The organism is Dactylosporangium sp. NPDC051485 (assembly GCF_040682015.1).
Classification (GTDB): Bacteria; Actinomycetota; Actinomycetes; order Mycobacteriales; family Micromonosporaceae; genus Dactylosporangium.
Genome location: NZ_JBFAZW010000063.1, coordinates 37,121 through 60,155 on the forward strand (window position 1 = coordinate 37,121; position 23,035 = coordinate 60,155).

A 23,035-nucleotide genomic window follows, 5' to 3' on the forward strand; every position below is an offset into this window, starting at 1 on the left:
GCTCGAGGGCTTGTGCGCCACGGATTCGATGGAAAAATGTCCCTGCCGGCCCCAAGGGAGTGGACATGACCAAACAGCTGCAGAACTTCATCGACGGCGCCTACACCGACCCCACCGACGGCCGTTACTCCGACCTCGTCGACCCCTCGACCGGTGAGGTGTTCGCCGCGGCGCCGGTGTCGGGCGCGCAGGACGTTGACCGGGCCGTGCGGGCCGCGGCCAAGGCGTTCGAGACCTGGCGCGACGCCACGCCCGCGGAGCGGCAGAAGGCGCTGCTCAAGCTGGCCGACGCGATGGAAGACCGGGCCGCGGACATCATCGACGCCGAGGTGCGCAACACGGGCAAGCCGCGCGCGCTCACGGCGAGCGAGGAGCTGCCGCCGTCGGTGGACCAGATCCGGTTCTTCGCCGGCGCCGCCCGGGTGCTGGAGGGCAGGTCCGCCGGCGAGTACATGAAGGGGCACACCAGCTACGTGCGGCGCGAGCCGATCGGCGTCTGCGCGCAGGTCACGCCCTGGAACTACCCGCTCATGATGGCCATCTGGAAGATCGGCCCGGCCCTGGCCGCGGGCAACACCGTGGTGCTCAAGCCGTCCGACACCACGCCGCTGTCCACGCTGCTGCTCGCCGAGCTGGCCGCCGAGTTCCTCCCGCCGGGCGTGCTCAACGTGGTCACCGGCGACCGGGAGACCGGCCGCGCGCTGGTCGCCCACCCGACGCCGCAGTTCGTGTCCATCACCGGCTCGGTGCGGGCCGGCCGCGAGGTGGCCGGTGCGGCCGCGCCGTCGCTCAAGCGCACCCACCTGGAGCTCGGCGGCAAGGCGCCGGTCGTGGTGTTCGACGACGCCGACCTGGCCGCCGCGGCCGAGGCGATCGCCGTGGCCGGGTACTTCAACGCCGGCCAGGACTGCACCGCGGCCACCCGGGTGCTCGCCGGCCCCGGCATCTACGACGACTTCGTGGCCGCGCTGTCCGAGCAGGCCGCGGCGACGAAGACCGGCGCCCCGGACGACGAGGACATCCTCTACGGCCCGCTCAACAACGCCAACCAGCTGTCCCGGGTCGCCGGCTTCATCGACCGGCTGCCCGACCACGCGAAGCTCGACACCGGCGGCGCCCGGGTCGGCGAGCGCGGCTTCTTCTACGCCCCGACCGTGGTCTCCGGCCTGCGCCAGGACGACGAGATCATCCAGGACGAGGTCTTCGGGCCGGTCATCACCGTGCAGCGCTTCACCGACGAGGACGAGGCGGTGCGCTGGGCCAACGGCGTGGAGTACGGCCTGTCCTCCTCGGTCTGGACCCGCGACCACGGCCGCGCGATGCGGATGACCCGCCGGCTGGACTTCGGCTGCGTGTGGGTCAACGCGCACATCCCGATCGTCGCCGAGATGCCGCACGGCGGGTTTAAGCAGTCCGGATACGGCAAGGACCTCTCGATGTACGGCCTCGAGGACTACACCCGGATCAAGCACGTCATGCACAACATCGAGCTCTGATGTCGCACAGCGAGGATCTCCGCAAGCGGCGGACCGCCGCCGTCGCGCGGGGCGTGTCGAGCATGATCCAGTCGTACGTCGACCACGCCGCCGGCGGCACGCTGACCGACGTGGACGGCCGGGAGTGGGTCGACATGGCCGCCGGGATCGCGGTCACGAGCGTGGGCAACGCGAGCCCCAAGGTCGTGGCGGCGGTCCAGCGACAGGTCGAGCGGTTCACCCACACCTGCTTCATGATCGCGCCGTACGAGTCCTACGTCGCGGTCTGCGAGCAGCTCAACGCGCTCACCCCGGGCGCCTTCGAGAAGCGCTCGGCCCTGTTCAACTCCGGCGCCGAGGCGGTCGAGAACGCGGTGAAGATCGCCCGGCACGCCACCGGCCGCCGGGCCGTCGTCGTGTTCGACCACGCCTACCACGGCCGCACCAATCTCACGATGGCGCTGACGGCGAAGAACATGCCGTACAAGCAGGGCTTCGGCCCCTTCGCCGGCGAGATCTACCGGGTGCCGATGTCCTACCCGTTCCGCGACGGCCTGGGCGGACCGGACGCCGCGGCGCTGGCCATCAGCACGATCGAGAAGCAGGTCGGCGCCGACCAGGTGGCCGCGGTGCTGATCGAGCCGATCCAGGGCGAGGGCGGCTTCGTCGTCCCGGCCCCCGGCTTCCTCTCGTCCCTGGCCACCTGGTCGAAGGCGAACGGCGCCCTGTTCGTCGCCGACGAGATCCAGACCGGCTTCTGCCGCACCGGCGACTGGTTCGCCTCGCCGCACGAGTCGGTCGAGCCCGACATCATCACCACGGCGAAGGGCATCGCTGGCGGCCTGCCCCTGGCCGGGGTGACCGGCCGGGCCGACGTCATGGACGCGGTGCACCCGAGCGGGCTGGGCGGCACGTACGGCGGCAACCCGATCGCCTGCGCCGCCGCCCTGGCCACCATCGACACGATGCGCGAGCTGGACCTGAGCGCCGCGGCCCGGCGGATCGAGTCGGTGATGGTGCCGCGGCTGCGCGAGCTGCAGCAGTCGCACCCGTTCATCGGCGACGTGCGGGGCCGCGGCGCGATGCTGGCCATCGAGATCGTGGTGCCGGAGTCGGCCTCGCCGGGAACCGTGACGGCGGAGCGCGGCTACGGCCGGGGCGCCCCGCTGGGCGCGACCCCGGACCCGGCCAGGACGGCGGAGATCCAGCGGCGGGCCCACGAGGCGGGGCTGCTGCTACTCACCTGCGGGACCTACGGCAACGTGATCCGCTTCCTGCCCCCGCTCGTCATGGACGACCCGACCCTGCAGCGCGCCCTGACGCTGCTGGAGTCCGCGCTCTGAGCACCCGGGGCGCGCCCTGCCGGACCCGGCGCGCCCCGGCACGCGTCCTGTCGACGACCGAGCCGATGCGGCGGGTGTACTCGGCGCGCCCTGCCGGACATGGCGCGCCCCGGCACGCGGGTCGTCGGTCAGCGACGCGCAGGGTGGCACGCCGAGGAAGGTGACGGCGACGCGGGCCCGCACCAGGTCAAGCAGGGCGGCGGCCGCCGCGGGCGCGCCCAGGAGCTCGGCCGCGAGGTGGCGTCGGGGCCGAACATCGGGCCGTACCTGGTCATAGCTCCTGCATGCCCCAGGGCGAGCCGTACGCGGTGAGCAGATCGAGGAACGGGCGGGGCGGCAGGGCCTCCGGGCCGAGCACGCCGGCGCCCGACCAGGTGCCGGCGGCCAGCAGCTCCAGCGCCACCACGGGGTTGACGGCGGTCTGCCAGACAACGGCCTGGCTGCCGTACTCGCGCATGGTCCAGGCGTTGTCGACCACGTGGTAGAGGTACGTGGCCCGGGGACGGCCGTCGCGGCCCAGGCCGGTGACGAACGTGCCGGCGCAGGTGCGCCCGTGCATCCGGTCGCCGAGCGTGGCCGGGTCGGGCAGGACGGCGGCCACCACGTCGCGCGGAGAGACGTCGACGCCGCCGACGCGGAACTTCCTGGTGGAGTCCAGGCCCAGCTTGTGGATGGTCTTGAGGACCTCGATGAACTCGTTGCCCAGGCCGTACTTGAAGGTGACCCGCCGCGCGTCGATCCAGCGCGGGATGAGCAGGACCTCCTCGTGCTCCACGTTGACGCACTCGACCGGGCCGATGCCGGCCGGGAAGTCGAAGGTCTCGGGCTCGGAGAACGGCTGGGTGACGTACCAACCCCGGTTCTTCTCGTAGACGACCGGCGGGTTGAGGCACTCCTCGATGGTGGTCCAGATGGAGAAGGACGGCGCGAACTCGTAGCCCTCCACCACCAGGTCGGAGCCGTCGCGGACGCCGACGTCGTGCACCTCGGCGAACAGGGCGTCGGCGGCGTAGCGGGCGAAGACGTCGGACAGGCCGGGCTCCACCCCTATGCCGCACAGGGCCAGGCGGCCGGCCGCCCGCCAGCGGTCCTCGGCTTCGAACTGCTCGTCGCCGAGCTTCACGCCGGTCTTCTCGTAGGGCCGCTCGGGGTGCGGCTTGGACAGCGACATCGCCATGTCGAGGTAGTGCGCGCCGGCCGCGAAGGTGCCGTTGAAGACCGGCATGACGAAGCGCGGGTCGACGGCGTTGAGCACGTGCGTGATCCGCAGCTCGCGGCACAGCGTCTCGACCGCGCCCGCGTCGGACGCGTCGAGGGCGGCCGCCGCGAACCGGGGATCGTCCACTGAGGACACTGCGGCCTCGGCGCGGTCCGGATCATGATCGGCCACGACGCAATGGTCGAAGAACGAGCGGCGTACGGCGATGCGTACGGCGGCGGTGCCGACGCCACCGGCGCCGACAATGAGCAAACGCATGGGAATCAGGCCTTCCGGCGCAGGCGCGGCAACTGTCCGATGAGGACGATCAGGAACGAGATGGCGAACATCGCCGTGCCGATGACGTTGATTTGAGCCGGGATCCCGCGCTGCGACGCGCCCCAGACGAACATGGGGAACGTGACCACGGTACCGGAATTGAAGTTCGTCACGATGAAGTCGTCGAAGGAGAGCGAGAACGACAGCAGGGCGGCGGCCACGATGCCCGGCATCACCAGCGGGAGGGTCACCCGCATGAAGGTCTGCCGCTCGTCGGCGTAGAGGTCCATGGCCGCCTCCTGCAGCCGCGGGTCCAGCCCGGCCAGGCGCGCCTTCACCGTCACCACCACGAACGACAGGCAGAACATGACGTGCGCGATGACGACGGTCCAGAAGCCCAGCGGCACCCCGGAGGCGACGAACAGCGCCAGCAGGGAGGAGCCCATGACGATCTCGGGCGTGGCCATCGGCAGGAAGATGAGCGTGTTGGTGGCGCCCCGTCCGCGGAAGGACTGCCGGGCCAGGGCGAAGGACATGAGCGTGCCGAGGATCGTGGCGACCACGGTGGCGACCAGCGCGATGGTGATGCTGAGGAGGAACGCGTCCTGGATGCCGGCGACGCCGAACGGGTGCTTCCAGTTGTCCAGGGTGAACTTGTAGTTGTTCAGCGTGTAGGGGGCGTTGTGGCCGGCCTCGCGGAAGGACATCGCGGCGACGACGCCGATCGGCACGAAGAGGTACAGCAGGACGATGAGCCCGATCGCGAGGACCCAGTGATCGGCGGCGAACCGGCGCAGGCGGTGAACCATCAGAGCACCTCGTCCGTTCCGGCCCGCTTGACGTAGATGAAGACCAGCACGAGGATCGCCGCCATCAGGGTGAACGACAGCGCGGCCGCGGCGGGGTAGTCGCCGACCTTGAGGAACTTCGACTGGATGACGTTGCCGATCATGTACTGCCGGCTCGTGCCCAGCAGCTCGGCGTTGATGTAGTCGCCCGCCGCCGGGATGAACGTGAGCAGCGTGCCGGCCACCACGCCCGGCATCGACAGCGGCAGCACCACGCGGGTGAACCGCGCGACCGGCCGCGCGTAGAGGTCGCCGGCCGCCTCGATCAGCCGGGGGTCGAGCTTCTCCAGGCTGGCGTAGAGCGGCAGGACCATGAAGGGCAGGAAGTTGTACACCAGGCCGGCGATCACCGCGGGGGTGGTGGCCAGCAGGCGGCCGTCGGGCAGCGGGACGTGCAGCGCGTTGAGCACCGACACGACCGTGCCGTTGTCGGACAGGATGACCTTCCAGGCCAGGGTGCGGATCAGGAAGCTGGTGAAGAACGGCGCGATGACGCAGATGAGCAGGACGTTCTTCCAGCGACCGGCCTTCTGCGCGATGGCGTAGGCCAGCGGGTAGCCCAGCAGCAGCGAGAAGGCGGTGGTCAGGGCGGCGTAGCCGATGGAGCGGCCGAACTGGGGCAGGTAGGCCGACATGGCGTCGCTGTAGTTGCTGAACTGCCAGGTCATCGCGTAGCCGTCCTCCAGCGACCCCGACGGGTCGTAGAGGCTCGTGGCGAGCAGCTGCACGCACGGCACGGCGAAGAACAGGATCAGCCAGAGGCCGCCGGGGAGCAGCAGGAGGTACGGCAGCCACTTCTTCTTCGGCTTCTCGAGCTTGACCGGGCCCTGCGCCCCCGCCGCCCCCACATGCCCCAGCGCGCTCATGCCGCCACTTCCTCCGGCTCGGCGACCGGGGCGTGGGTCTCCCCCGCGGGCCGGGGCAGCAGGAAGGCGTGCTCGGGGCGCCAGTAGACGGTGACCTCGGCGGCCACCGAGAGCGGCGCGGCCACCCCGGAGTTGGGCACGAACACGGTCAGCTCCTCGCCCCAGGGCGCGCGGACCAGGTACTGCGTGCTGACCCCCATGTAGGAGGAGTCGGTCACGAGTCCGGTGACGCTCTGGTGGCCCGAGGGCACCTCCCCGGTGGCGAGGTGCAGCTTCTCCGGCCGCACGCCCAGCCAGACGGTGCCCTCGGCGGCGCGGGCTCGGGCGGCGGGCACGGTGTAGCGCGTGCCGTAGGCCTCGACGAGGAGGTCGTCGCCGCTGCGCCCGCGCACGTCGGCGGCGAGCAGGTTGGACTGGCCGAGGAAGTTGGCCACGAAGGCGGTGCCGGGGAAGTCGTACATCTCCACCGGCGCGCCGAGCTGCTCGATGCGCCCGGCGTTCATCACCGCGACCGTGTCGGCCATGGTCATGGCCTCCTCCTGGTCGTGCGTGACGTGCACGAAGGTGATGCCGACCTCGGTCTGGATGCGCTTGAGCTCGACCTGCATCTGCCGGCGCAGCTTGAGGTCGAGCGCGCCGAGCGGCTCGTCGAGCAGCAGCACCCGGGGCCGGTTGATCAGCGCGCGGGCCAGCGCGACCCGCTGCTGCTGGCCGCCGGAGAGCTGGGACGGCTTGCGCTTGCCGAAGCCGTCCATCTCGACCAGGTGGAGCATCTGCTCCACCTGGTCGGCGTACTGCTTCACGCCCCGCCGGCGCAGGCCGAACGCGACGTTGTCGGAGATGGACAGGTGCGGGAAGAGCGCGTAGCTCTGGAACACCGTGTTCACCGGCCGCTTGTACGGGCGCAGGTTGGTCACGTCCCGATCGCCGAGCAGCACCCGGCCGGCCGTCGGCTCCTCGAGGCCGGCGATCATCCGCAGGGTGGTCGTCTTGCCGCACCCGGACGCGCCGAGCAGGGCGAAGAACGACCCCCGCGGCACGGTGAGGGTCAGGTCGTCGACCGCGGTGAAGGCCCCGAACCGCTTCGTCACGCCGACCAGCTCCAGGTCGGCGCCGCTGACTCCCTCGTGGCCGGCTCCGTCGTGCTGCCCGGTCATGTATCAGGCCCCCCGCACCGACTCGAACTTGGCGGCGTACTTCTTGTCCTCTTCCTCGGTCAGCGCGCGGAACGCGTGCGCCTTGCCGAGGGTTGCGGCGTCCGGGAAGATCAGCGGGTTGTCGGCCAGGTCCGGGTCGATCTTCTGCATCGCCTCCTGGGCACCCTGCACCGGACAGATGTAGTTCACGGTCGCGGCCACCTGGGCGGCCACCGTGGGGTCGTAGAAGTAGTCGATGAGCTGCTCGGCGTTGGCCCGGTGGGTCGCCGGGGCCGGGATCAGCATGTTGTCGGACCAGAGGATGAGGCCCTCTTCCGGCGTGACGAACTTGACCTGCGAGCCCTCCTCGGCGGCGAGCTGGATGACGTCGCCGGACCACGCAATGCAGGCCGCGAGGTCGCCCTTGGCGAGGTCCTCCTTGTAGTCGTTGCCGGTGAACTTGCGGATCTGGCCCGAGCTGACCGCCTTCTTGATCTTCTCCAGGGCCGCGTCGTAGTCGGCGTCGCTGACCGTCGCCGGGTCCTTGCCCATGGACAGCAGCACCAGGCCGACCGTGTCGCGCATCTCGCTGAGGACGGCGATCTTGCCCTTGAGGTCGGGGCGGGTCAGCAGCTCGTCGATCGTGCGGACCTCCTTGGTCACCTTGCCGTTGTAGGCGATGCCGGTGAGGCCGGACTGCCACGGCGCGGCGTGGGTCATGTCCTTGTCCCACGGCCGGTTGCGCAGGGTGGCCAGCACGTTCTTGGTGAAGTTGGGGGTCTTGGCGGTGTCGAAGGGCTGCACCCAGCCGAGGCCGACGACCCGCGAGGCCATCCAGTCGGTCAGGACCATGACGTCGCGGTCGATCGGCTGGCACGCCTGCAGCTGGTTGCGGACCTTGCCGAAGAACTCGTTGTTGTCGTTGATGTCCTCGGTGTAGGTCACCGCGATGCCGGTCTTGGTCGTGAAGCCGTCCAGCGACGGGTGCTTCTTGTCGTCCTTGGCGTCGACGTCGATGTACAGCGGCCAGTTCGAGAAGTTGAGCTTCTTCTCGGTCGCCGAGGCGTCCGCGCCGACGCAGGCGGCCTTCTCGGACTCGGTCTTCTTCGCGGGCTTCGTGCCGCAGGCCGCGAGGGCCCCGCCGGTCGCGGCGAAGGCGCCGCCGGCCAGCAGGCCGCGCATGAGGGTCCGGCGCGACAGGCCGGTGACGTTGAGCACCGCCTGCGCTTCTGGCGAGAGCGGCGGGCGAGAGGGGATTCGCACGGGGGCTCCTACGGATCTTGGTGCCGGCCTGGGGGTAACCGACGACTGATCCTGACACGCAGTCCCATCGCTCACAAGGGATTCCGTTGCCGCGATCAAGCCGCACAACGAAAAGCGCTATGTAGTCAAGCCGGGGTTACGGTCGTCACCTTGGCGAAACAGGGAGCGACAGTCTGTCACGGTTTCACGGCCGACGGCAGCCCTCACGATTCCGCAGATCTCTCGTTTCCCGGCCATGGAATTAGTTGCCAACGGCGGGGTCCTGGGTAAGAATCCACACGTGACCGAGCCTGTCCTCGACGACGTCAACAAGCGCATCATCGAGCAACTGCAGCGCGATGGCCGTATGTCCTATGCCGCCCTGGCGAAGGTCGTGGGCCTGTCCGAAGCGGCGGTGCGCCAGCGGGTGCAACGCCTGCTGGACACCGGCGTCATGCAGATCGTGGCGGTCACCGATCCCCTCACGCTGGGCTTCGCCCGGCAGGTGATGATCGGGATCAAGGTGGAGGGGGACATCCGGCCGGTCGCGAAGGCCCTGGCCGCGGTGCCCGAGATCGACTACGTGGTCATCTGCGCCGGGGGGTACGACCTGCTCGCCGAGCTCGTCTGCACCGACGACGAGCACCTCCTCGACCTCATCAACGACACGGTGCGCAGCGTCCCGGGCGTGACCGCCACGGAGACCTTCGTCTACCTCAAGCTCGCCAAGCAGACCTATGCGTGGGGGACCCGATGACCATCGACCAGCAACCCGACGCCGCCACGCTCGACGCGGCGGCGCGCGAGCACCTCTGGATGCACTTCACCCGCCTGTCGGCGTACGCGGAGTCCCCGGTGCCGGTGATCGTGCGCGGCGACGGGCCGTACATCTACGACAGCAACGGCCGCCGCTACCTCGACGGCCTGTCCGGCCTGTTCGTCGTGCAGACCGGCCACGGCCGCCAGGAGCTCGCCGACGCCGCCGCCAAGCAGGCGGCCGAGCTCGCCTACTTCCCGCTGTGGTCCTACGCCCACCCGAAGGCGATCGAGCTGGCCGACCGGCTGGCCGAGATCGCCCCCGGCGACCTCAACCGGGTCTTCTTCACCACCGGCGGCTCCGAGGCGGTGGAGAGCGCCTGGAAGCTCGCCCGCTCCTACTTCAAGCGCACCGGCAAGCCGCTCAAGACCAAGGTGCTGTCCCGCTCGATCGCCTACCACGGCACGTCGATGGGCGCCCTGTCGATCACCGGCATCCCCTTGCTCAAGCAGGACTTCGAGCCGCTGGTGCCGGGCGCCTTCCGGGTGCCCAACACCAACTACTACCGCCGCCCGGACCAGTCGATGACGCCGGAGCAGTTCGGCCGGTGGGCCGCCGACCGCATCGGCGAGGCGATCGAGTTCGAGGGCCCGGACACGGTGGCCGCGGTGTACCTCGAGCCGGTGCAGAACGCCGGCGGCTGCTTCCCGCCCCCGCCCGGGTACTTCGAGCGGGTCCGCGAGATCTGCGACCGCTACGACGTGCTGCTCGTCTCCGACGAGGTGATCTGCGCGTTCGGGCGCCTCGGCGAGTATTTCGGGGCCCAGCGGTACGGCTTCCAGCCCGACATCATCACCTGCGCCAAGGGCCTGACCAGCGGTTACGTCCCCCTCGGGGCGATGCTCGCGTCCGAGCGGCTGGCCGAGCCGTTCCTGGAGGGCAGGAACTGGTTCGCGCACGGCATCACCTACGGCGGGCATCCGGTCGGCTCCGCGGTGGCCCTGGCCAACCTCGACATCTTCGAGCGCGAGGGCCTCAACGCGCACGTGCGCGACAACTCGGCGCTGTTCCGGTCGTACCTCGAGCGCCTCTACGACCTGCCGATCGTCGGCGACGTGCGGGGCGACGGCTACTTCTTCGGCATCGAGCTGGTCAAGGACAAGGCGACGAAGGAGACCTTCAACGAGGCCGAGTCCGAGGCGCTGCTGCGCGGGTTCCTGTCCAAGGCGCTCTTCGACGCCGGCCTGTACTGCCGGGCCGACGATCGCGGCGACCCGGTGATCCAGCTGGCCCCGCCGCTGATCTGCGACGAGAGCCACTTCATCGAGATGGAGCAGATCCTGCGCTCTGTGCTGACCGAGGCATGGGCGCGCCTGTAGAGCGCACGCGGGTGCGCCGCCTGCCCGACAAGCAGGTCCGCGACCGCGCCGCGCTGCACGGCGTGCTCGACGCGGGCATGGTCGCCCACGTCGCGTTCGTCCACGATGGACAGCCGTTCGCGATCCCGGTCGCCTACGGCCGCGACGCCGACACGGTGCTCTTCCACGGCTCGACGGGCAGCCGCCTCTTCCGGCTGCTCGCCGAGGGCGCCCCGTGCTGCCTGACGGTGACGCTGCTCGACGGGCTGATCCTGGCCCGCAGCGCCTTCGAGGCCTCGATGCGGTACCGCTCGGCCATGGTCCTCGGCGCCTGCTCGGTGGTCGAGGACCAGGTGCCGGCGCTGCGCACGATCAGCGAGCGGCTCACGCCGGGCCGGTGGGCGCAGATCCGCCCGCCGTCGAGGAAGGAGCTCGCCGCCACCCTCGTCCTGGCGCTGCCGCTCGAGGAGTGGTCAGTCAAGGTCAACGACGGCTGGCCGGAGACGTCCGACGAGGACGCCGGCTGGTCCCCGCCCACCGGCGTCATTCCCATCCGCACGGTGCGCGACGAGTTCATCGAGGGCGAGTCCTCATGAGCTTCTGGATGTCGGTACTGCCGGAAGCGCCCGCCCGGCCCGCGCTGCCCGGCGACGCCGAGGCCGACGTGTGCATCGTGGGCGCGGGCTACACGGGCCTGTGGACGGCGTACTACCTGGCGGTCGCCGACCCGTCGCTGCGCATCACCGTGCTGGAGGCCCGCAGCGCCGGCTTCGGGGCCAGCGGCCGCAACGGCGGCTGGTGCTCGGCGCTGTTCCCCAAGTCCGTGGCCGCGCTGGAGCGCTCCTACGGCCGCGAGCGCGCGCTCGCCCTCAACGCCGCCATGGAGGCGAGCGTCGACGAGGTCGGCCGGGTCGCCGCCGCCGAGGGCATCGACTGCGACTACGCCAAGGGCGGCACCGTCGTGCTGGCCCGCACCCCGGTGCAGCTGGAGCGGGCCCGGCACGAGGCCGAGGAGGCCGCCGGCTACGGCATCGACCTGCGCCTGCTCACCGCGGCCGAGGCGGCCGAGCGGGTGGGCGCCACCGGCGTCCTCGGCGCCACGTTCACCCCGCACTGCGCGGCCATTCAGCCGGCCAAGCTGGTCCGCGGCCTGGCCGCTGCCTGCGAGCGCCGCGGCGTGCGCATCTTCGAGCGGACCCCGGTCACCCGCATCGCCCGCCGCCGCGCCGAGACGCCGCACGGCACCGTGCGGGCGCCGATCGTCGTGCGCGCGACCGAGGGTTTCACCCCGCGGCTGCCGGGCCTGCGCCGGGCCATCGCCCCGGTGTACTCCCTGATGATCGCCACCGACCCCCTGCCCGCCTCCTTCTGGTCCGCCGCGGGGCTGGCCGGCCGCGAGACGTTCTCCGACCACCGGCACCTGATCATCTACGGCCAGCGCACGGCCGACGACCGGCTGGCCTTCGGCGGGCGCGGGGCGCCGTACCACTACGGCTCGGCCATCGACCCCGCCTTCGACCTGGAGCCGCGGGTCTTCGCCGGGCTGCGGCGGGTCCTGGGCGAGCTCTTCCCCGCGCTGGGCGACGTGCCGGTGGCGCACGCGTGGGGCGGGCCGCTCGGCATCGCCCGCGACTGGATGGCGTCCGTGGGGCTGGACACGGCCACCGGGCTGGCCTGGGCGGGCGGCTACGTGGGCGACGGCGTCGGCACGGCCAACCTCGCCGGGCGGACGCTGGCCGACCTGATCCGCCGGATCGACAGCGACCTGGTCGGCCTGCCGTGGGTCGGGCACCGGTCGCCCCTCTGGGAGCCGGAGCCGCTTCGCTGGCTGGGCGTGAACACGAGCCTGCGGGTGATGACGGCGGCGGACGCCTCCGAGGCGCGGACCGGCCGGCCCTCGAAGCGCGCGGCCCTCATGTCCCGGGTGCTCGGCGCCTGACCGCTTGGGGCCGCAGGTGCGGCCGCGCAGCCCTGGGGCTCGTCCGGGACACGCCCAGCAGGTTTCGGGCGCGGTCGCTCAGCCCTCGAGTTCCTCCGGGGACACGCCCAGCAGGTTGGCGACCTGCTCGATGATCACGTCGTGGACGAGGTCGGCCAGGTCGTCGTGGTCGGCCGCGCGGAACTCCAGCGGCCGCCGGTAGAGCACGATCCGCGGCGGCACGCCGTGCCGGCCCGGGCGGCCGGGCAGGAGCCGGGCAAGGGGCACCTCGCCGTCCTCGAGCACGTCGGAGTCATACACGTTGAGGTCCGGCGGGACGTCCTCGACCGCGAACTCCACCCCCGCCAGCTCCTGGGAGAAGCGCTGCTCCAACTGTTCGACGGAGTCGAGGACCAGGTCGTCGAACATCTCGGCGCGCGTGCGGGACATCGGCAGCGACGCGGGGACCAGCCGGCCACGCAGGCCTCGGCCGTGCCGGTCACGGCCGCGCCTTCCCGGTCCACTGCGTCGTCGGTCTGGGCTCGCCACGGTGCCAGCGTAGCGCCAGACCACCCTATCGCCCGCGCGAGCGTGTCGCCGTAGTCACCCCGGCGTGTCGCGGGGCTTTCTGAAGGGCGTTGGGGCCTGCGAGAGATACGGTTCCGCCGTGAGGACCCCACGTCGATGCTCGCGCAACGGTTGCCCCCGACCCCCCGTTGCGACGTTGACGTACGTTTATGCCGAATCGACCGCAGTTGTCGGTCCGCTGGCCGCATTCGCCGAGCCGCACTCCTACGACCTGTGCGAATCACACGCCCGCGGGCTCACCGCGCCGCGGGGTTGGGACCTGGTACGGCACGAGGGCGAGTACGGCCCGCCCCCGCCGACGAACGACGATCTGGTCGCGCTCGCCGAGGCCGTGCGCGAGGCGGCCCGGCCCGCCCCGCATCGCGATGAGCCCGACCAGCAACATCCGCTCGGGCGGCGGGGCCATCTGCGCGTCATTCCCCCCGACGCATAATTATCGAAGGGCCGCGCATAATTATCGAAGAAATGCCAACACAAAGGGCGCCGACCCCATTTCGGGTGTCGGCGCCCAAATTCGGAAATCCGATCTGCTAAGCGGCCCGTCGTTTGAGCTTGCGACGCTCGCGTTCCGAGAGCCCGCCCCAAATCCCGAAGCGCTCGTCGTGCCCCAGCGCATACTCCAGGCAGTCCGCCCGCACCTCGCAGCGCGAGCAGATGCGCTTGGCCTCGCGCGTCGACCCGCCCTTCTCCGGGAAGAAAGCCTCCGGGTCGGTCTGAGAACACAAAGCGCGCTCTTGCCACTCCGGAGCGTTACCCAGCAGGTCGGCCACGACTGGTCGGCCGTCCATCAGCGTGCCTCCTTCTTGCGCACCGGCGTCAATGCCGGCGCAACCCCCCACGCGGAAGGCGCATGTCCTACAAGGTTGCTGTACCTCGGCGCGGTGTTCCTAATGCCCACTTGGTGGTGTCGTCTTACCCCACCCGGCGAACATCCCCCGGTGAAATTACACGCGTGTTATACGTGCGTCGTCAAGCCGAACCTGCTAAATAGGCCCGCTCGGGCGACCCCCTCGCACCCCGTGCCTTACCCATACCGACGATGCCCCGCCGAAGGTAACGGGCGACACGCCGGACGCGCCGGAAAGTCTTCGCGACTTTGCTCAACCGGCCCCCGACCCGGCCGAACTGCGCCGATGTGCGGCAGAAGCTGAGACCCGACCTCACGGCCCCCTTATGATCAACCGTCTGCTCTTGGGCGCCGCCGTCTCCGTGATCATGTTCACCGTCGGCGTCGCCGGCCTGGGCTGGAAGCCCTACGTCGTGATGTCCGAGTCCATGGCGCCGTCGATGCACGCCGGTGACCTCATCTTCGTCGATCCCCATGCCACCTCTGTGTCGGTCTACGAGATCGTGACGTACACCGATCCGCGCGGCCCGATCACCCACAGGGTGATTTCCCAGGCCGCCGACGACACCCTGATGGTGCAGGGTGATGCCAACGTGCAGCCGGACCCGGCGGCCGTCGACCGCAAGCACGTCGTCGGCCCGGTCCGCCTGGTCCTGCCCCACGCGGGCTGGCCGGTGCTGCAGGTCCGCACCCACCCGGTCCGTATCGCCGGCGGTGCCCTGCTCCTGGCACTGCTCTTCCCGGGCCGGCGGATCCTGGGCCTGCTCCTGCTGGGCGGCCTGGTCGCCGCCGTGGCGATGGTGCCGACGACGGGCGCGACGCTGCTGTCGGCCTACACGACAATGCGGCCCTGAGGCGCACCCCAACGGCCGACGCCACGGCGATGCCGCCAAGGGCACGGCGCGGCCCTAAGGCGCGGCCCCAACGATCGCCGCCGCGCCGATGGCGCCGACGACGGGCACGACGCGGCCCTGAGGCGCGCCCCGACGGTCGCCGCCGCGGCGATGGCGCCGACGACGGACTCGACGCCGCAGAGGCGCGCCCGCGGTTCAGGCGCCGGCCGGGACCGAGCCGTAGACCGTGGTCCGCTGGCGGACCGGCCGCCCGGCGGCGCGACCGATGGACTCCAGCTCCTCGCGCGTGCGGGCCGAGCCGTGCTCCGAGCCGGCCATGCGCGAGATGGTCTCCTCCATCAGCGTCCCGCCGAGGTCGTTGGCCCCGCCGCGCAGCATCGCCACCGTGCCCTCGTCGCCCAGCTTCACCCACGAGCACTGGATGTTGGCAATCCGGCCGTGCAGCAGCACGCGGGCCATCGCGTGCACGGCCCGGTTGTCGCGCCAAGTCGGGCCCGGGCGGGCGATGCCGGCCAGGTAGATGGGCGCGCTGTGGTGGACGAAGGGCAGGGCCACGAACTCCGTGAAGCCGCCCGTGCGGTCCTGGATGCCGGCGAGCACCCGGAAGTGGCCGAGCCAGTGGCCGGGGTGGTCCACGTGGCCGTACATCATCGTCGAGCTCGACCGGATGCCCAGCTCGTGCGCGGTCGTCACCACCTCGACCCACGCCGACGTCGGGAGCTTGCCCTTGGTCAGCACCCAGCGGACCTCGTCGTCGAGGATCTCGGCGGCGGTGCCGGGGATGGTGTCCAGCCCGGCCTCCTTGAGCTGGGTCAGCCAGTCCCGGATGGAGACGCCGGCCTTGGAGGCGGCGGTGACGACCTCCATCGGGCTGAAGGCGTGCACGTGCATCCCCGGGACGCGGGCCTTGACCGCGCGGACCAGCTCCGCGTAGGCGCCGACCGGGAGCTTCGGGTCGATGCCGCCCTGCATGCAGACCTCGGTGGCGCCGACCCGCCAGGCGTCCTCGGCCCGGTCGGCGACCTCCTCATAGGACAGTCGGTAGGCGTCGGCGTCGCGCTCGCGCTGGGCGAAGGCGCAGAAGCGGCAGCCCACGTAGCAGACGTTGGAGAAGTTGATGTTGCGGTTGATCACGTAGGTGATGTCGTCGCCGGCGGCCTCGCGGCGCAGGTCGTCGGCGATGCGGACGAGCTCCTCGAGGGCCGGGCCGTCGGCGTTGAACAGGGCCAGGGCGGCGGCCTCGTGGGCCGGGTCCAGCAGGCTCGCCGGGTCGCTCGCGGCCAGCGCAAGTCCACTGTGGACGTCACCGTCCAGGCGCTCGGGCGCGGACTGCGGGACCCTCGTGGCGACCTCGCTCCAGTCGCCGTAGACCGTGTCGAAGTCCCCGCGCCGGTCCGCGCTGCGCCCCTCGGTGTCGATCGCGGCGAAGAGGTCGGTGCGGCCGCTGTCCTCCAGGCCGCCGTCCGGCTCCTGCCAGGGCCGGCCCACCGGGCGGGCGGCCTCGTCGGCCAGGCCGGAGCCGTGCTCCATGAGCGCCTCGACGTGCGGGGTCAGCCGGGCGTCGAGCCACGGCACGCCGCGGCGGGCGTACTCCGGGTAGATGGTCAGGCGCTCCCGCAGTACGAAACCCGCGGCCTTCGTCTGTTCCGCGAGCTCGTCGAGGGCGGGCCAGGGACGCTCCGGGTTCACGTGATCCGGCGTCACCGGGCTCACGCCGCCCCAGTCGTCGATGCCGGCCCGGATGAGCAGCGCGTACTCCTCGTCGATGAGGTTCGGCGGGGCCTGGATGCGCGCCTTCGGGCCCAGCACCAGCCGGGCCACGGCGATGGTGGCCGCGAGGTCGTGCAGTTCGGCGTCGGGCATGCCGCGCATGGCGGTGTCGGGCTTGGCGCGGAAGTTCTGGACGATGACCTCTTGGATGTGGCCGTACTCCTTCATCGCCCGGCGAATCGCGAAGAGGGACTCGGCCCGCTCGTCGAGGGTCTCGCCGATGCCGATGAGGATGCCGGTGGTGAACGGCACGCCGACCCGGCCGGCGTCCTCGAGCACCCGCAGGCGCACGGCCGGCTCCTTGTCCGGCGAGCCGAAGTGCGGGCCGCCCGGCTCCGACCACAGGCGGGTGGCGGTGGTCTCCAGCATCATGCCCATGCTGGGCGCGACCGGCTTGAGCCGCTGCAGCTCGGCCCAGGACAGCACGCCCGGGTTGAGGTGGGGCAGCAGGCCGGTCTCCTCGAGCACGGCGATCGCGCAGGCCCGCAGGTACGACAGCGTGGAGTCGTAGCCGCGCTCGTCCAGCCAGCGCCGGGCCTGGGGCCAGCGCTCCTCCGGCCGGTCGCCCAGCGTGAACAGGGCCTCCTTGCAGCCCTGGCGGGCGCCCTCGCGGGCGATCTGCAGCACCTCTTCGATCTCGAGGTACTCGGCGGGCAGCCGGTGCGGGACGGTGGCGAAGGTGCAGTAGTGGCAGCGGTCCCGGCACAGCCGGGTGAGCGGGATGAACACCTTCTTCGAGAAGGTGATGACGCCCGGGCGGCCGGCGTCGGCCAGGCCCGCGTCGCGCACCGCGGCCGCGGTGGTGAGCAGGTCGTCGAGCGCGCTGGGCTGACCGATGGGCCCGCGGGCGGTCAGGAGCACGGCCGCCTCGGTCACGTCGAGCGCACGGCCGTCGGCCGCCCGGCGCAGCGCCCGCCGCATGGCGTTGTTTTCGGTACCTCTGCCTTCAGACGTCACGGTCTGAAGCCTAGGCCGCCGCCGAGCGGATCCACGCGAGCCGGACGTGTGACTTGTCCCGTGGCCGCGACCGGCGGCCGCGGCCACGGGAAAGCCGGAGGTATCTCAGTTGCTCGGCGGAATCGCCTGGGTGCTCTGCGTCGCCTCGCCGTCGTCGCCCTTCTCCTGCGGCTTCAGCACCGAGGTGGCGTCGGCGTCCACGACCGGCGCCTGCTGGGTGGCGTCGGGGTCGGCGACGGGCGCCGGGGAGAGGACCGCCGTGCCCTCCTCGCCGGACCCGGGGTGCGTCGAGGTGCCACCCGGCCAGCCGGCCGAGGCGAACCCGCCGCCCTGGACCGGCTCCGAGGACGCCGGCTGCGCGGAGACCGGCTGCGCGGCAAACGGCTGCGCCGAGACCGGCTCGTCGGCCACCGGGGTCGGGGCCGGCGCGGTGTACGCGGCGAACGGCGAGCTCAGCGGCGATGCGGAGACGGGCTGGGCCGCCTCGGCGGCCGCCGCCGGCGGGGTGGCCGGTGCGCCGAAGCTGGGCGCGGCCACGGCCGGTGCGGTGTACCCGGGGGTCGCACCGGGAGCCGCGTAGCCGGGCGCGGCATACCCGCCGGAGGTCGGCGCGGCCGCCGGAGCGCCCGTGGTCGGGGCGGCCGGGGTCGCGTAGCCGGGGGCCGCCGGCGCGGCGCCGGTCTGCTGCGCGGCGGGGTAACCCGCGGCCGCGCCGGCGATGACGCCCGGGGTCACGACCGGCTGGGTCCCGGTCTGCTGGGACCAGCCGGTGGTGGCCGGCTGCTGCTGGCCGTACGCGGCCGGGTACCCGGCGGCCGCAGCCGGCTGCGCGCCGGTCACGTAGCCGGTCTGCGGCTGGGCGTACTGCTGCTGCGGGTACCCGTAGGCCTGCGGGTACTGCCCGTAGCCCGGCTGCCCGTACTGCGGCGCGACCGGCTTCGGCGCGCTGTAGGCGCCCAGGAAGACCCGCGAGGTGAGGAACAGCCCGAGGGCGATCAGGCCCAGGCCGGCGAGGTGCTCGAGGAAGTTGGCGAAGGCGTAGCCGAGTGCGAGGTACTCACTCTGCATGTCGCCGATGAGCCCGGCCAGCAGCAGGACCAGGCCGAGGACGGCGGCCACCGCGTACTCGATCAGGGCCCCGAGGACGATCGTCTTGGACCGCGGCGTGACCGTGTCGATCTGCGTGACCAGCACGACCGCGAGGATCGGCATGAGGATGACCTGGAAGCCCACCACGTTGCCGAACGACGTCGTGGCCATGGTCAGGAACGAGTTGGCCACGCCGGTGAACAGCTCGAGCAGGCCGGCCAGCAGGAAGATGCCGGCCGCGCCGATCAGCGCGAAGGCGGCCAGCTCGCGGTAGGGGTCGAGCAGGCCCCGCACCTTCTTGGCGTCCGGCAGCGGCAGGGCCGGCGCCTGGAGCTGGGGCTGGGGCTGGGGCTGGGGCTGGTGGAACGCACCGGGCAGCGCCTGGGCAGCCGGGGTGGCGGCGGGGGTCTGGTACTGGGCCGCGGCCGGAGTCGGCGAGTACGCCCCGGTGGGGGTCGGATCGGGTGGCTGGGTGCTCACTGGCTCTCCCGAAGTGAACGGTCCGAGTTGCTGTCCGGTTCGGTGCATTCGATGGAGTGGAAACGGTCGCCAGCAGCGTAGCTCCCGCGGGCGATTCCCGCGTGTGCGGAAGACCCCGCATACCGGCGTAACACGGGTGGGGCAGGATTGGACCCATGCGGATCGTGGTGCTGGCCGGCGGGATCGGTGGCGCGCGCTTCCTTCTCGGAGTGCGCGCGGTGGGCAGGGAACTCGGTGCGGACGTGACGGCGGTGGTCAACGTCGGCGACGACGTGACCTTGCACGGCCTGCGCATCTGCCCCGACCTCGACAGCGTGATGTACACGCTCGGCGGCGGCGCCGACCCGGAGCGCGGCTGGGGCCGCGTCGGGGAGAGCTGGACGGTCAAGGAGGAGCTGGCCGCGTACGGCGCCGAGCCCACCTGGTTCGGCCTGGGCGACAAGGACGTGGCGACCCACCTGGTGCGCACCCGGATGCTGGACGCGGGCTACCCGCTCTCCGCGGTCACCGAGGCGCTGTGCGACCGCTGGAAGCCCGGCATCCGCCTGCTGCCTGCCAGCGACGACCGGGTGGAGACGCACGCCGTGGTGGAGGCGGACGGGGCGACCCGGGCGATCCACTTCCAGGAGTGGTGGATCCGCCACCGCGCCGGCATCCCGACCCAGCGCTTCGTCTTCGTGGGGGCCGAGACGGCCAAGCCTGCGGCGGGGGTGCTGGACGCGATTTCCGAGGCCGATGTCGTACTGCTGGCGCCGAGCAACCCCGTGGTCTCCATCGCCCCGATCCTCGCCGTGCCGGCCATCCGCGACGCGGTGGCCACGGGCCGGGCGCCGGTCGTCGGCGTGTCCCCGATCATCGGCAGCGCGCCGGTGCGCGGCATGGCCGACAAGTGCCTGGCGGTCATAGGCGTGCCGTGCACCCCGGCCGGCGTCGGCGGCCTGCTGGGCGCCCGCGCGAGCGGCGGCGTGCTCGACGCCTGGCTGGTCGACGAGACCGACGCCGGCGTCGAGGTGCCGGGCCTGACCGTCCGCGCCGTGCCGCTGTGGATGACCGACGAGGCCGCGACCGCCACGATGGTCCGCGACGCCCTGTCCGCGGTGGGGATCTCGTGACCGGCCTGGAGATCCTGCCGGTCACCGGGATCGGCGACGTGCGGCCCGGCGACGACCTGGCCGCGCTGATCACGGCCGCGGCGCCGTGGCTGGCCGACGGCGACGTCCTCGTGGTGACCAGCAAGGTCGTGAGCAAGTCCGAGGGGCGGCTGGTCGAGATCCCGTCCGACGAGCCGGCCCGGGAGGCCGCCCGCGAGGCCGCGCTGCGCGCCGAGACGGCCCGCGTGGTCGCCCGCCGCGGCGCGACCCAGATCGTGCAGACCCACCACGGCTTCGTGCTCGCCGCCGCCGGCATCGACGCGTCCAACGTCGACCCCACGCACCTCGTGCTGCTGCCCAAGGACCCCGACGCGTCGGCCCGGTGGCTGCGCGAGGAGCTGCGCGAGCGCTTCGGCCTGGACGTGGCCGTGGTCGTCACCGACACCATGGGCCGCCCGTGGCGCCTGGGCCTGACCGACGTGGCGATCGGCGCCGCCGGCGTGGACGCGCTGGCCGACTACCGGGGCCGCCTCGACGCGTACGGCAACGAGCTCCAGCTCACCCAGACGGCCGTCGTCGACGAGCTGGCCGCCGCCGCCGACCTGGTCAAGGGCAAGGTCGACCAGGTGCCGGTGGCGGTCGTGCGCGGCCTGCCGATCCCGCAGGGCGCCCCGCACGGGCGCGGGGCCGCCGAGCTGATCCGCGGCGCCGACGCCGACCTCTTCTCGCTGGGCACGGCCGAGGCCCTGGCCCGCGGGCTGCGCGCGGCCGGCTCGCTGCCCGACGCGGTGCCCTTCGGCCCCGCGGACGAGCCCGTGCAGCTGCCGGAGCTGCCGTTCCCGCGGACACGCAGCGTGACGGTGCCGCCCGGCACTGTGGCCGCCCTGCTGGTGTGGGCACCCGCCGGCGACGCGCGGGCCGCCGCCGAGGCCGGCCGCCGGGCCGAGCGCCTGCGGGCCGTTCTCGCAGCTGACGGCCTCGCCAGCGCCTGGCTGGAGGTCGCCGCGGGCGACACGTTCGGCGACGAGCTGCCGGAGGGCGGCGTGCCCCTGGGCGTGCTCGCCATCGGGCGCGGTAGCCTGCCGTCACTATGACGCTGCACGAGAATGCTCTCGCGGTCCTGTCGGCATGGTCGGCTCCCACGGCGGAGGCGGAGGCCACCCGTCAGCGCTTCCTGGATTTCGTACGGCCCGACTCCACCACGGTCTGGCGCGAGCACACGGGCGGCCACGTGACGGCGAGCGCCCTGGTGGTGGACGCCGCCGCCGAGCGGGTGCTGCTGTGCCTGCACGGGCGGATCAAGCGCTGGATGCAGATGGGCGGGCATTGCGAGCCCGGCGACGCCACCGTCGCGGGGGCGGCCCTTCGCGAGGCCACCGAGGAGTCGGGCATCCTGGGGCTGCGCATCAGCGAGGCGCCGATCGGGCTCGACGTGCACCACGTGGTCTGCTCGGGTGGGCCGTCGCTGCACTACGACGTGCGGTATGCGGCGATCGCCCCGCCCGGCGCGGTCGAGATGGTGAGCCCGGAGTCGGCGGCGCTGGCCTGGTTCGCGCCGGACGCCCTGCCCGAGCCGCTGGCCGGCGCCACCGAGTCGCTGATGGCCCCGGCCCTGGCGTGGGCGAAGCGTTCCTAACCGGCCGGCCTTTTCGCTTTCGGCCGTTTCGCTTTCGGCCTTTCGCCTGTCGCCTTTCGCTTCTCGGCTTTTCGCCTGTCGCCTTTCGCTTCTCGGCTTTTCGCTTTCGGCTTTTCGCCTGCGGGTCAGAGCAGTTCGCTCGAGCCGCGCTCCTTCAGCGAGTCGACCAGCTTCTTGACGTCCTGGGCGCGGGCCCGCGGGCAGACCAGCAGCGCGTCCGGCGTGTCCACGATGATCAGGTCGCTGACGCCGACCGCGGCCACCAGGCGGCCCGCGCGCGGCACCACCACGACGCGCTCCGCGTCCTGCATGAGCACCGTGGGCTTGGCCGGCGCGGACGGGTCGAGCTCCACCACCACGTTGCCCGCCGTGTCGGTCTCCAGCAGCTCACCGAGCGTGTGGAAGTCGCCCACGTCGTTCCAGCCGAAGTTGCCCGGGATGGTGCCGACCAGGCCGGCGCGGCCGGCCCCCTCCATCACCCCGAAGTCGACCGAGATCTTGGTCAGGCCGGGCCAGATCTCGGCCAGGACCTCCTCGCGGTCGCGGGTGTCCCAGGCCTCGGCGATGCGGCGCAGGCCGTCGTGCAGGGCGGGCTGCTGGCGGGCCAGCTCGTCGAGGAACACGTCGACCCGCCAGACGAACATGCCGGCGTTCCAGAGGTACTCCCCCGAGTCCAGATACCGCTGCGCGACGTCGATGGCGGGCTTCTCGGCGAACTCGGCGACCTTGCACACGTCACCCGCACCGACGCGCTCGCCGACGTGCAGGTAGCCGTAGCCCGTCTCCGGGTGGGTCGGCGTGATGCCGATGGTCATCAGCAGGCCGTCCTCGGCGCCCTGGATGGCCCGCTGCAGGGTGTCGGTGAACGCCGGCACGTCGCGGACCAGCTGGTCGGCGGCGAAGGCGCCCATCACGGCGTGCGGGTCGCGGCGGGCGATGACCGCGGCGGCGAGCCCGATCGCGGCGCACGAGTCGCGCGGGGTGGGCTCGACGAGGATGTTGCCCTCCGGCAGGCCCGGCAGCTGGCGGGCGACCGCGGCCGCGTGCGCCACCCCGGTCACCACGAAGGTGCACTCGGGCGTCGCCAGGCCTTCCAGCCGCCCGTACGTCGCCTGGAGCAGCGACAACGGGGTGCCGGTCAGGGCGTGGAGGAACTTCGGATGGCCGGCCCGCGACAGCGGCCAGAGCCGCGTGCCGCTGCCGCCTGCTGGGATCACCGCGTACAACACGGCCTCATCATGCCCAGTGCGGGCCACCTTGTCACAACTTGAAGGTATCGCATTCATTACCAGAATCGCCTGAA

21 protein-coding genes are annotated in these 23,035 nt (G+C 72.1%); 11 read left to right on the forward strand and 10 right to left on the reverse strand.

All coding sequences use genetic code 11. The annotated features are described in order from the left end of the window. Positions 1-59: 59 nt before the first annotated feature. Positions 60-1,496, forward strand: coding sequence for a gamma-aminobutyraldehyde dehydrogenase (locus AB0M46_RS30880; RefSeq protein WP_363341677.1), 1,437 nt, complete (start codon positions 60-62; stop codon positions 1,494-1,496). After that, positions 1,496-2,818 carry a 4-aminobutyrate--2-oxoglutarate transaminase gene (gabT, locus tag AB0M46_RS30885; protein ID WP_363341679.1) on the forward strand — a complete coding sequence of 441 codons (1,323 nt, stop codon included), beginning with the start codon at positions 1,496-1,498 and terminating at the stop codon, positions 2,816-2,818. Before AB0M46_RS30880 ends, gabT begins: the two co-directional genes overlap by 1 nt. A 271-nt stretch (positions 2,819-3,089) precedes the next feature. Here the strand turns inward: gabT and AB0M46_RS30890 are convergent, their stop codons facing one another. From AB0M46_RS30890 to AB0M46_RS30910, 5 genes are read right to left on the reverse strand one after another with little or no spacing between them, the layout of a single operon-like run. Then, positions 3,090-4,295, reverse strand: coding sequence for a saccharopine dehydrogenase C-terminal domain-containing protein (locus AB0M46_RS30890; RefSeq protein WP_363341681.1), 1,206 nt, complete (start codon positions 4,293-4,295; stop codon positions 3,090-3,092). A 5-nt stretch (positions 4,296-4,300) separates the two neighbouring features. Next, entirely contained in the window at positions 4,301-5,104 is an 804-nt protein-coding gene (locus AB0M46_RS30895) for an ABC transporter permease (RefSeq protein ID WP_363341683.1), read from the reverse strand. After that, positions 5,104-6,009 carry an ABC transporter permease gene (locus AB0M46_RS30900; protein WP_363341685.1) on the reverse strand — a complete coding sequence of 302 codons (906 nt, stop codon included), beginning with the start codon at positions 6,007-6,009 and terminating at the stop codon, positions 5,104-5,106. The genes AB0M46_RS30895 and AB0M46_RS30900 overlap by 1 nt, the downstream gene beginning before the upstream one ends. Then, positions 6,006-7,166: an ABC transporter ATP-binding protein gene (locus AB0M46_RS30905; RefSeq protein ID WP_363341688.1), complete on the reverse strand. Its 1,161-nt coding sequence runs from the start codon at positions 7,164-7,166 to the stop codon at positions 6,006-6,008. Before AB0M46_RS30905 ends, AB0M46_RS30900 begins: the two co-directional genes overlap by 4 nt. Positions 7,167-7,169: 3 nt before the next feature. Continuing rightward, positions 7,170-8,408 (reverse strand): spermidine/putrescine ABC transporter substrate-binding protein, encoded by a 1,239-nt coding sequence (locus AB0M46_RS30910; protein ID WP_363341690.1) that lies wholly within the window; start codon positions 8,406-8,408, stop codon positions 7,170-7,172. A gap of 235 nt (positions 8,409-8,643) precedes the next feature. Here AB0M46_RS30910 and AB0M46_RS30915 point away from each other — a divergent pair, with 235 nt between their 5' ends. Genes AB0M46_RS30915 through AB0M46_RS30930 form a run of 4 tightly spaced genes read left to right on the forward strand, consistent with a single transcriptional unit; the run spans position 8,644 to position 12,441 of the window. Further along, on the forward strand, positions 8,644-9,144 hold the full coding sequence (locus AB0M46_RS30915) for an Lrp/AsnC family transcriptional regulator (protein ID WP_363341692.1): 501 nt from the start codon (positions 8,644-8,646) through the stop codon (positions 9,142-9,144). Then, a complete protein-coding gene (locus AB0M46_RS30920) occupies positions 9,141-10,523 on the forward strand; it encodes an aspartate aminotransferase family protein (RefSeq protein ID WP_363341694.1) in 1,383 nt (460 codons plus the stop codon). The genes AB0M46_RS30915 and AB0M46_RS30920 overlap by 4 nt, the downstream gene beginning before the upstream one ends. After that, a complete protein-coding gene (locus AB0M46_RS30925) occupies positions 10,508-11,098 on the forward strand; it encodes a pyridoxamine 5'-phosphate oxidase family protein (RefSeq protein WP_363341696.1) in 591 nt (196 codons plus the stop codon). The genes AB0M46_RS30920 and AB0M46_RS30925 overlap by 16 nt, the downstream gene beginning before the upstream one ends. Further along, complete coding sequence (locus tag AB0M46_RS30930) at positions 11,095-12,441, forward strand: FAD-dependent oxidoreductase (RefSeq protein ID WP_363341698.1); 1,347 nt, start codon at positions 11,095-11,097, stop codon at positions 12,439-12,441. Before AB0M46_RS30925 ends, AB0M46_RS30930 begins: the two co-directional genes overlap by 4 nt. 78 nt (positions 12,442-12,519) lie before the next feature. On the opposite strand, the gene AB0M46_RS30935 is transcribed toward AB0M46_RS30930, so the two are convergent. Further along, entirely contained in the window at positions 12,520-12,969 is a 450-nt protein-coding gene (locus tag AB0M46_RS30935; RefSeq protein ID WP_363341700.1) for a metallopeptidase family protein, read from the reverse strand. Positions 12,970-13,087: 118 nt separating this feature from the next. On the opposite strand from AB0M46_RS30935, the gene AB0M46_RS30940 reads away from it, so the two are divergent. Beyond that, entirely contained in the window at positions 13,088-13,441 is a 354-nt protein-coding gene (locus AB0M46_RS30940) for a DUF3499 domain-containing protein (protein WP_344619560.1), read from the forward strand. Positions 13,442-13,538: 97 nt separating this feature from the next. On the opposite strand, the gene AB0M46_RS30945 is transcribed toward AB0M46_RS30940, so the two are convergent. Next, positions 13,539-13,796, reverse strand: coding sequence for a WhiB family transcriptional regulator (locus AB0M46_RS30945; protein WP_033364663.1), 258 nt, complete (start codon positions 13,794-13,796; stop codon positions 13,539-13,541). 385 nt (positions 13,797-14,181) lie between these two features. Here AB0M46_RS30945 and AB0M46_RS30950 point away from each other — a divergent pair, with 385 nt between their 5' ends. After that, positions 14,182-14,709: a signal peptidase I gene (locus AB0M46_RS30950; RefSeq protein ID WP_363341702.1), complete on the forward strand. Its 528-nt coding sequence runs from the start codon at positions 14,182-14,184 to the stop codon at positions 14,707-14,709. A 195-nt stretch (positions 14,710-14,904) separates the two neighbouring features. Here AB0M46_RS30950 and AB0M46_RS30955 read toward each other — a convergent pair whose 3' ends face one another. Together AB0M46_RS30955 and AB0M46_RS30960 are read right to left on the reverse strand one after the other, a co-directional pair. Beyond that, complete coding sequence (locus tag AB0M46_RS30955) at positions 14,905-17,436, reverse strand: bifunctional FO biosynthesis protein CofGH (RefSeq protein ID WP_363341704.1); 2,532 nt, start codon at positions 17,434-17,436, stop codon at positions 14,905-14,907. Positions 17,437-17,541: 105 nt separating this feature from the next. Next, complete coding sequence (locus AB0M46_RS30960; protein ID WP_363341706.1) at positions 17,542-19,005, reverse strand: hypothetical protein; 1,464 nt, start codon at positions 19,003-19,005, stop codon at positions 17,542-17,544. A gap of 155 nt (positions 19,006-19,160) precedes the next feature. Here AB0M46_RS30960 and cofD point away from each other — a divergent pair, with 155 nt between their 5' ends. The 3 genes from cofD to AB0M46_RS30975 are packed head-to-tail and all read left to right on the forward strand — an operon-like array spanning position 19,161 to position 21,732. Then, entirely contained in the window at positions 19,161-20,117 is a 957-nt protein-coding gene (cofD, locus tag AB0M46_RS30965) for a 2-phospho-L-lactate transferase (protein ID WP_363341707.1), read from the forward strand. Further along, a complete protein-coding gene (locus tag AB0M46_RS30970) occupies positions 20,114-21,190 on the forward strand; it encodes a coenzyme F420-0:L-glutamate ligase (protein WP_363341709.1) in 1,077 nt (358 codons plus the stop codon). Before cofD ends, AB0M46_RS30970 begins: the two co-directional genes overlap by 4 nt. Next, positions 21,187-21,732, forward strand: coding sequence for an NUDIX domain-containing protein (locus AB0M46_RS30975; protein WP_363341711.1), 546 nt, complete (start codon positions 21,187-21,189; stop codon positions 21,730-21,732). The genes AB0M46_RS30970 and AB0M46_RS30975 overlap by 4 nt, the downstream gene beginning before the upstream one ends. Before the next feature lie 125 nt (positions 21,733-21,857). Here the strand turns inward: AB0M46_RS30975 and AB0M46_RS30980 are convergent, their stop codons facing one another. Next, entirely contained in the window at positions 21,858-22,961 is a 1,104-nt protein-coding gene (locus tag AB0M46_RS30980; protein WP_363341713.1) for a sugar phosphate nucleotidyltransferase, read from the reverse strand. Positions 22,962-23,035 lie beyond the last annotated feature (74 nt).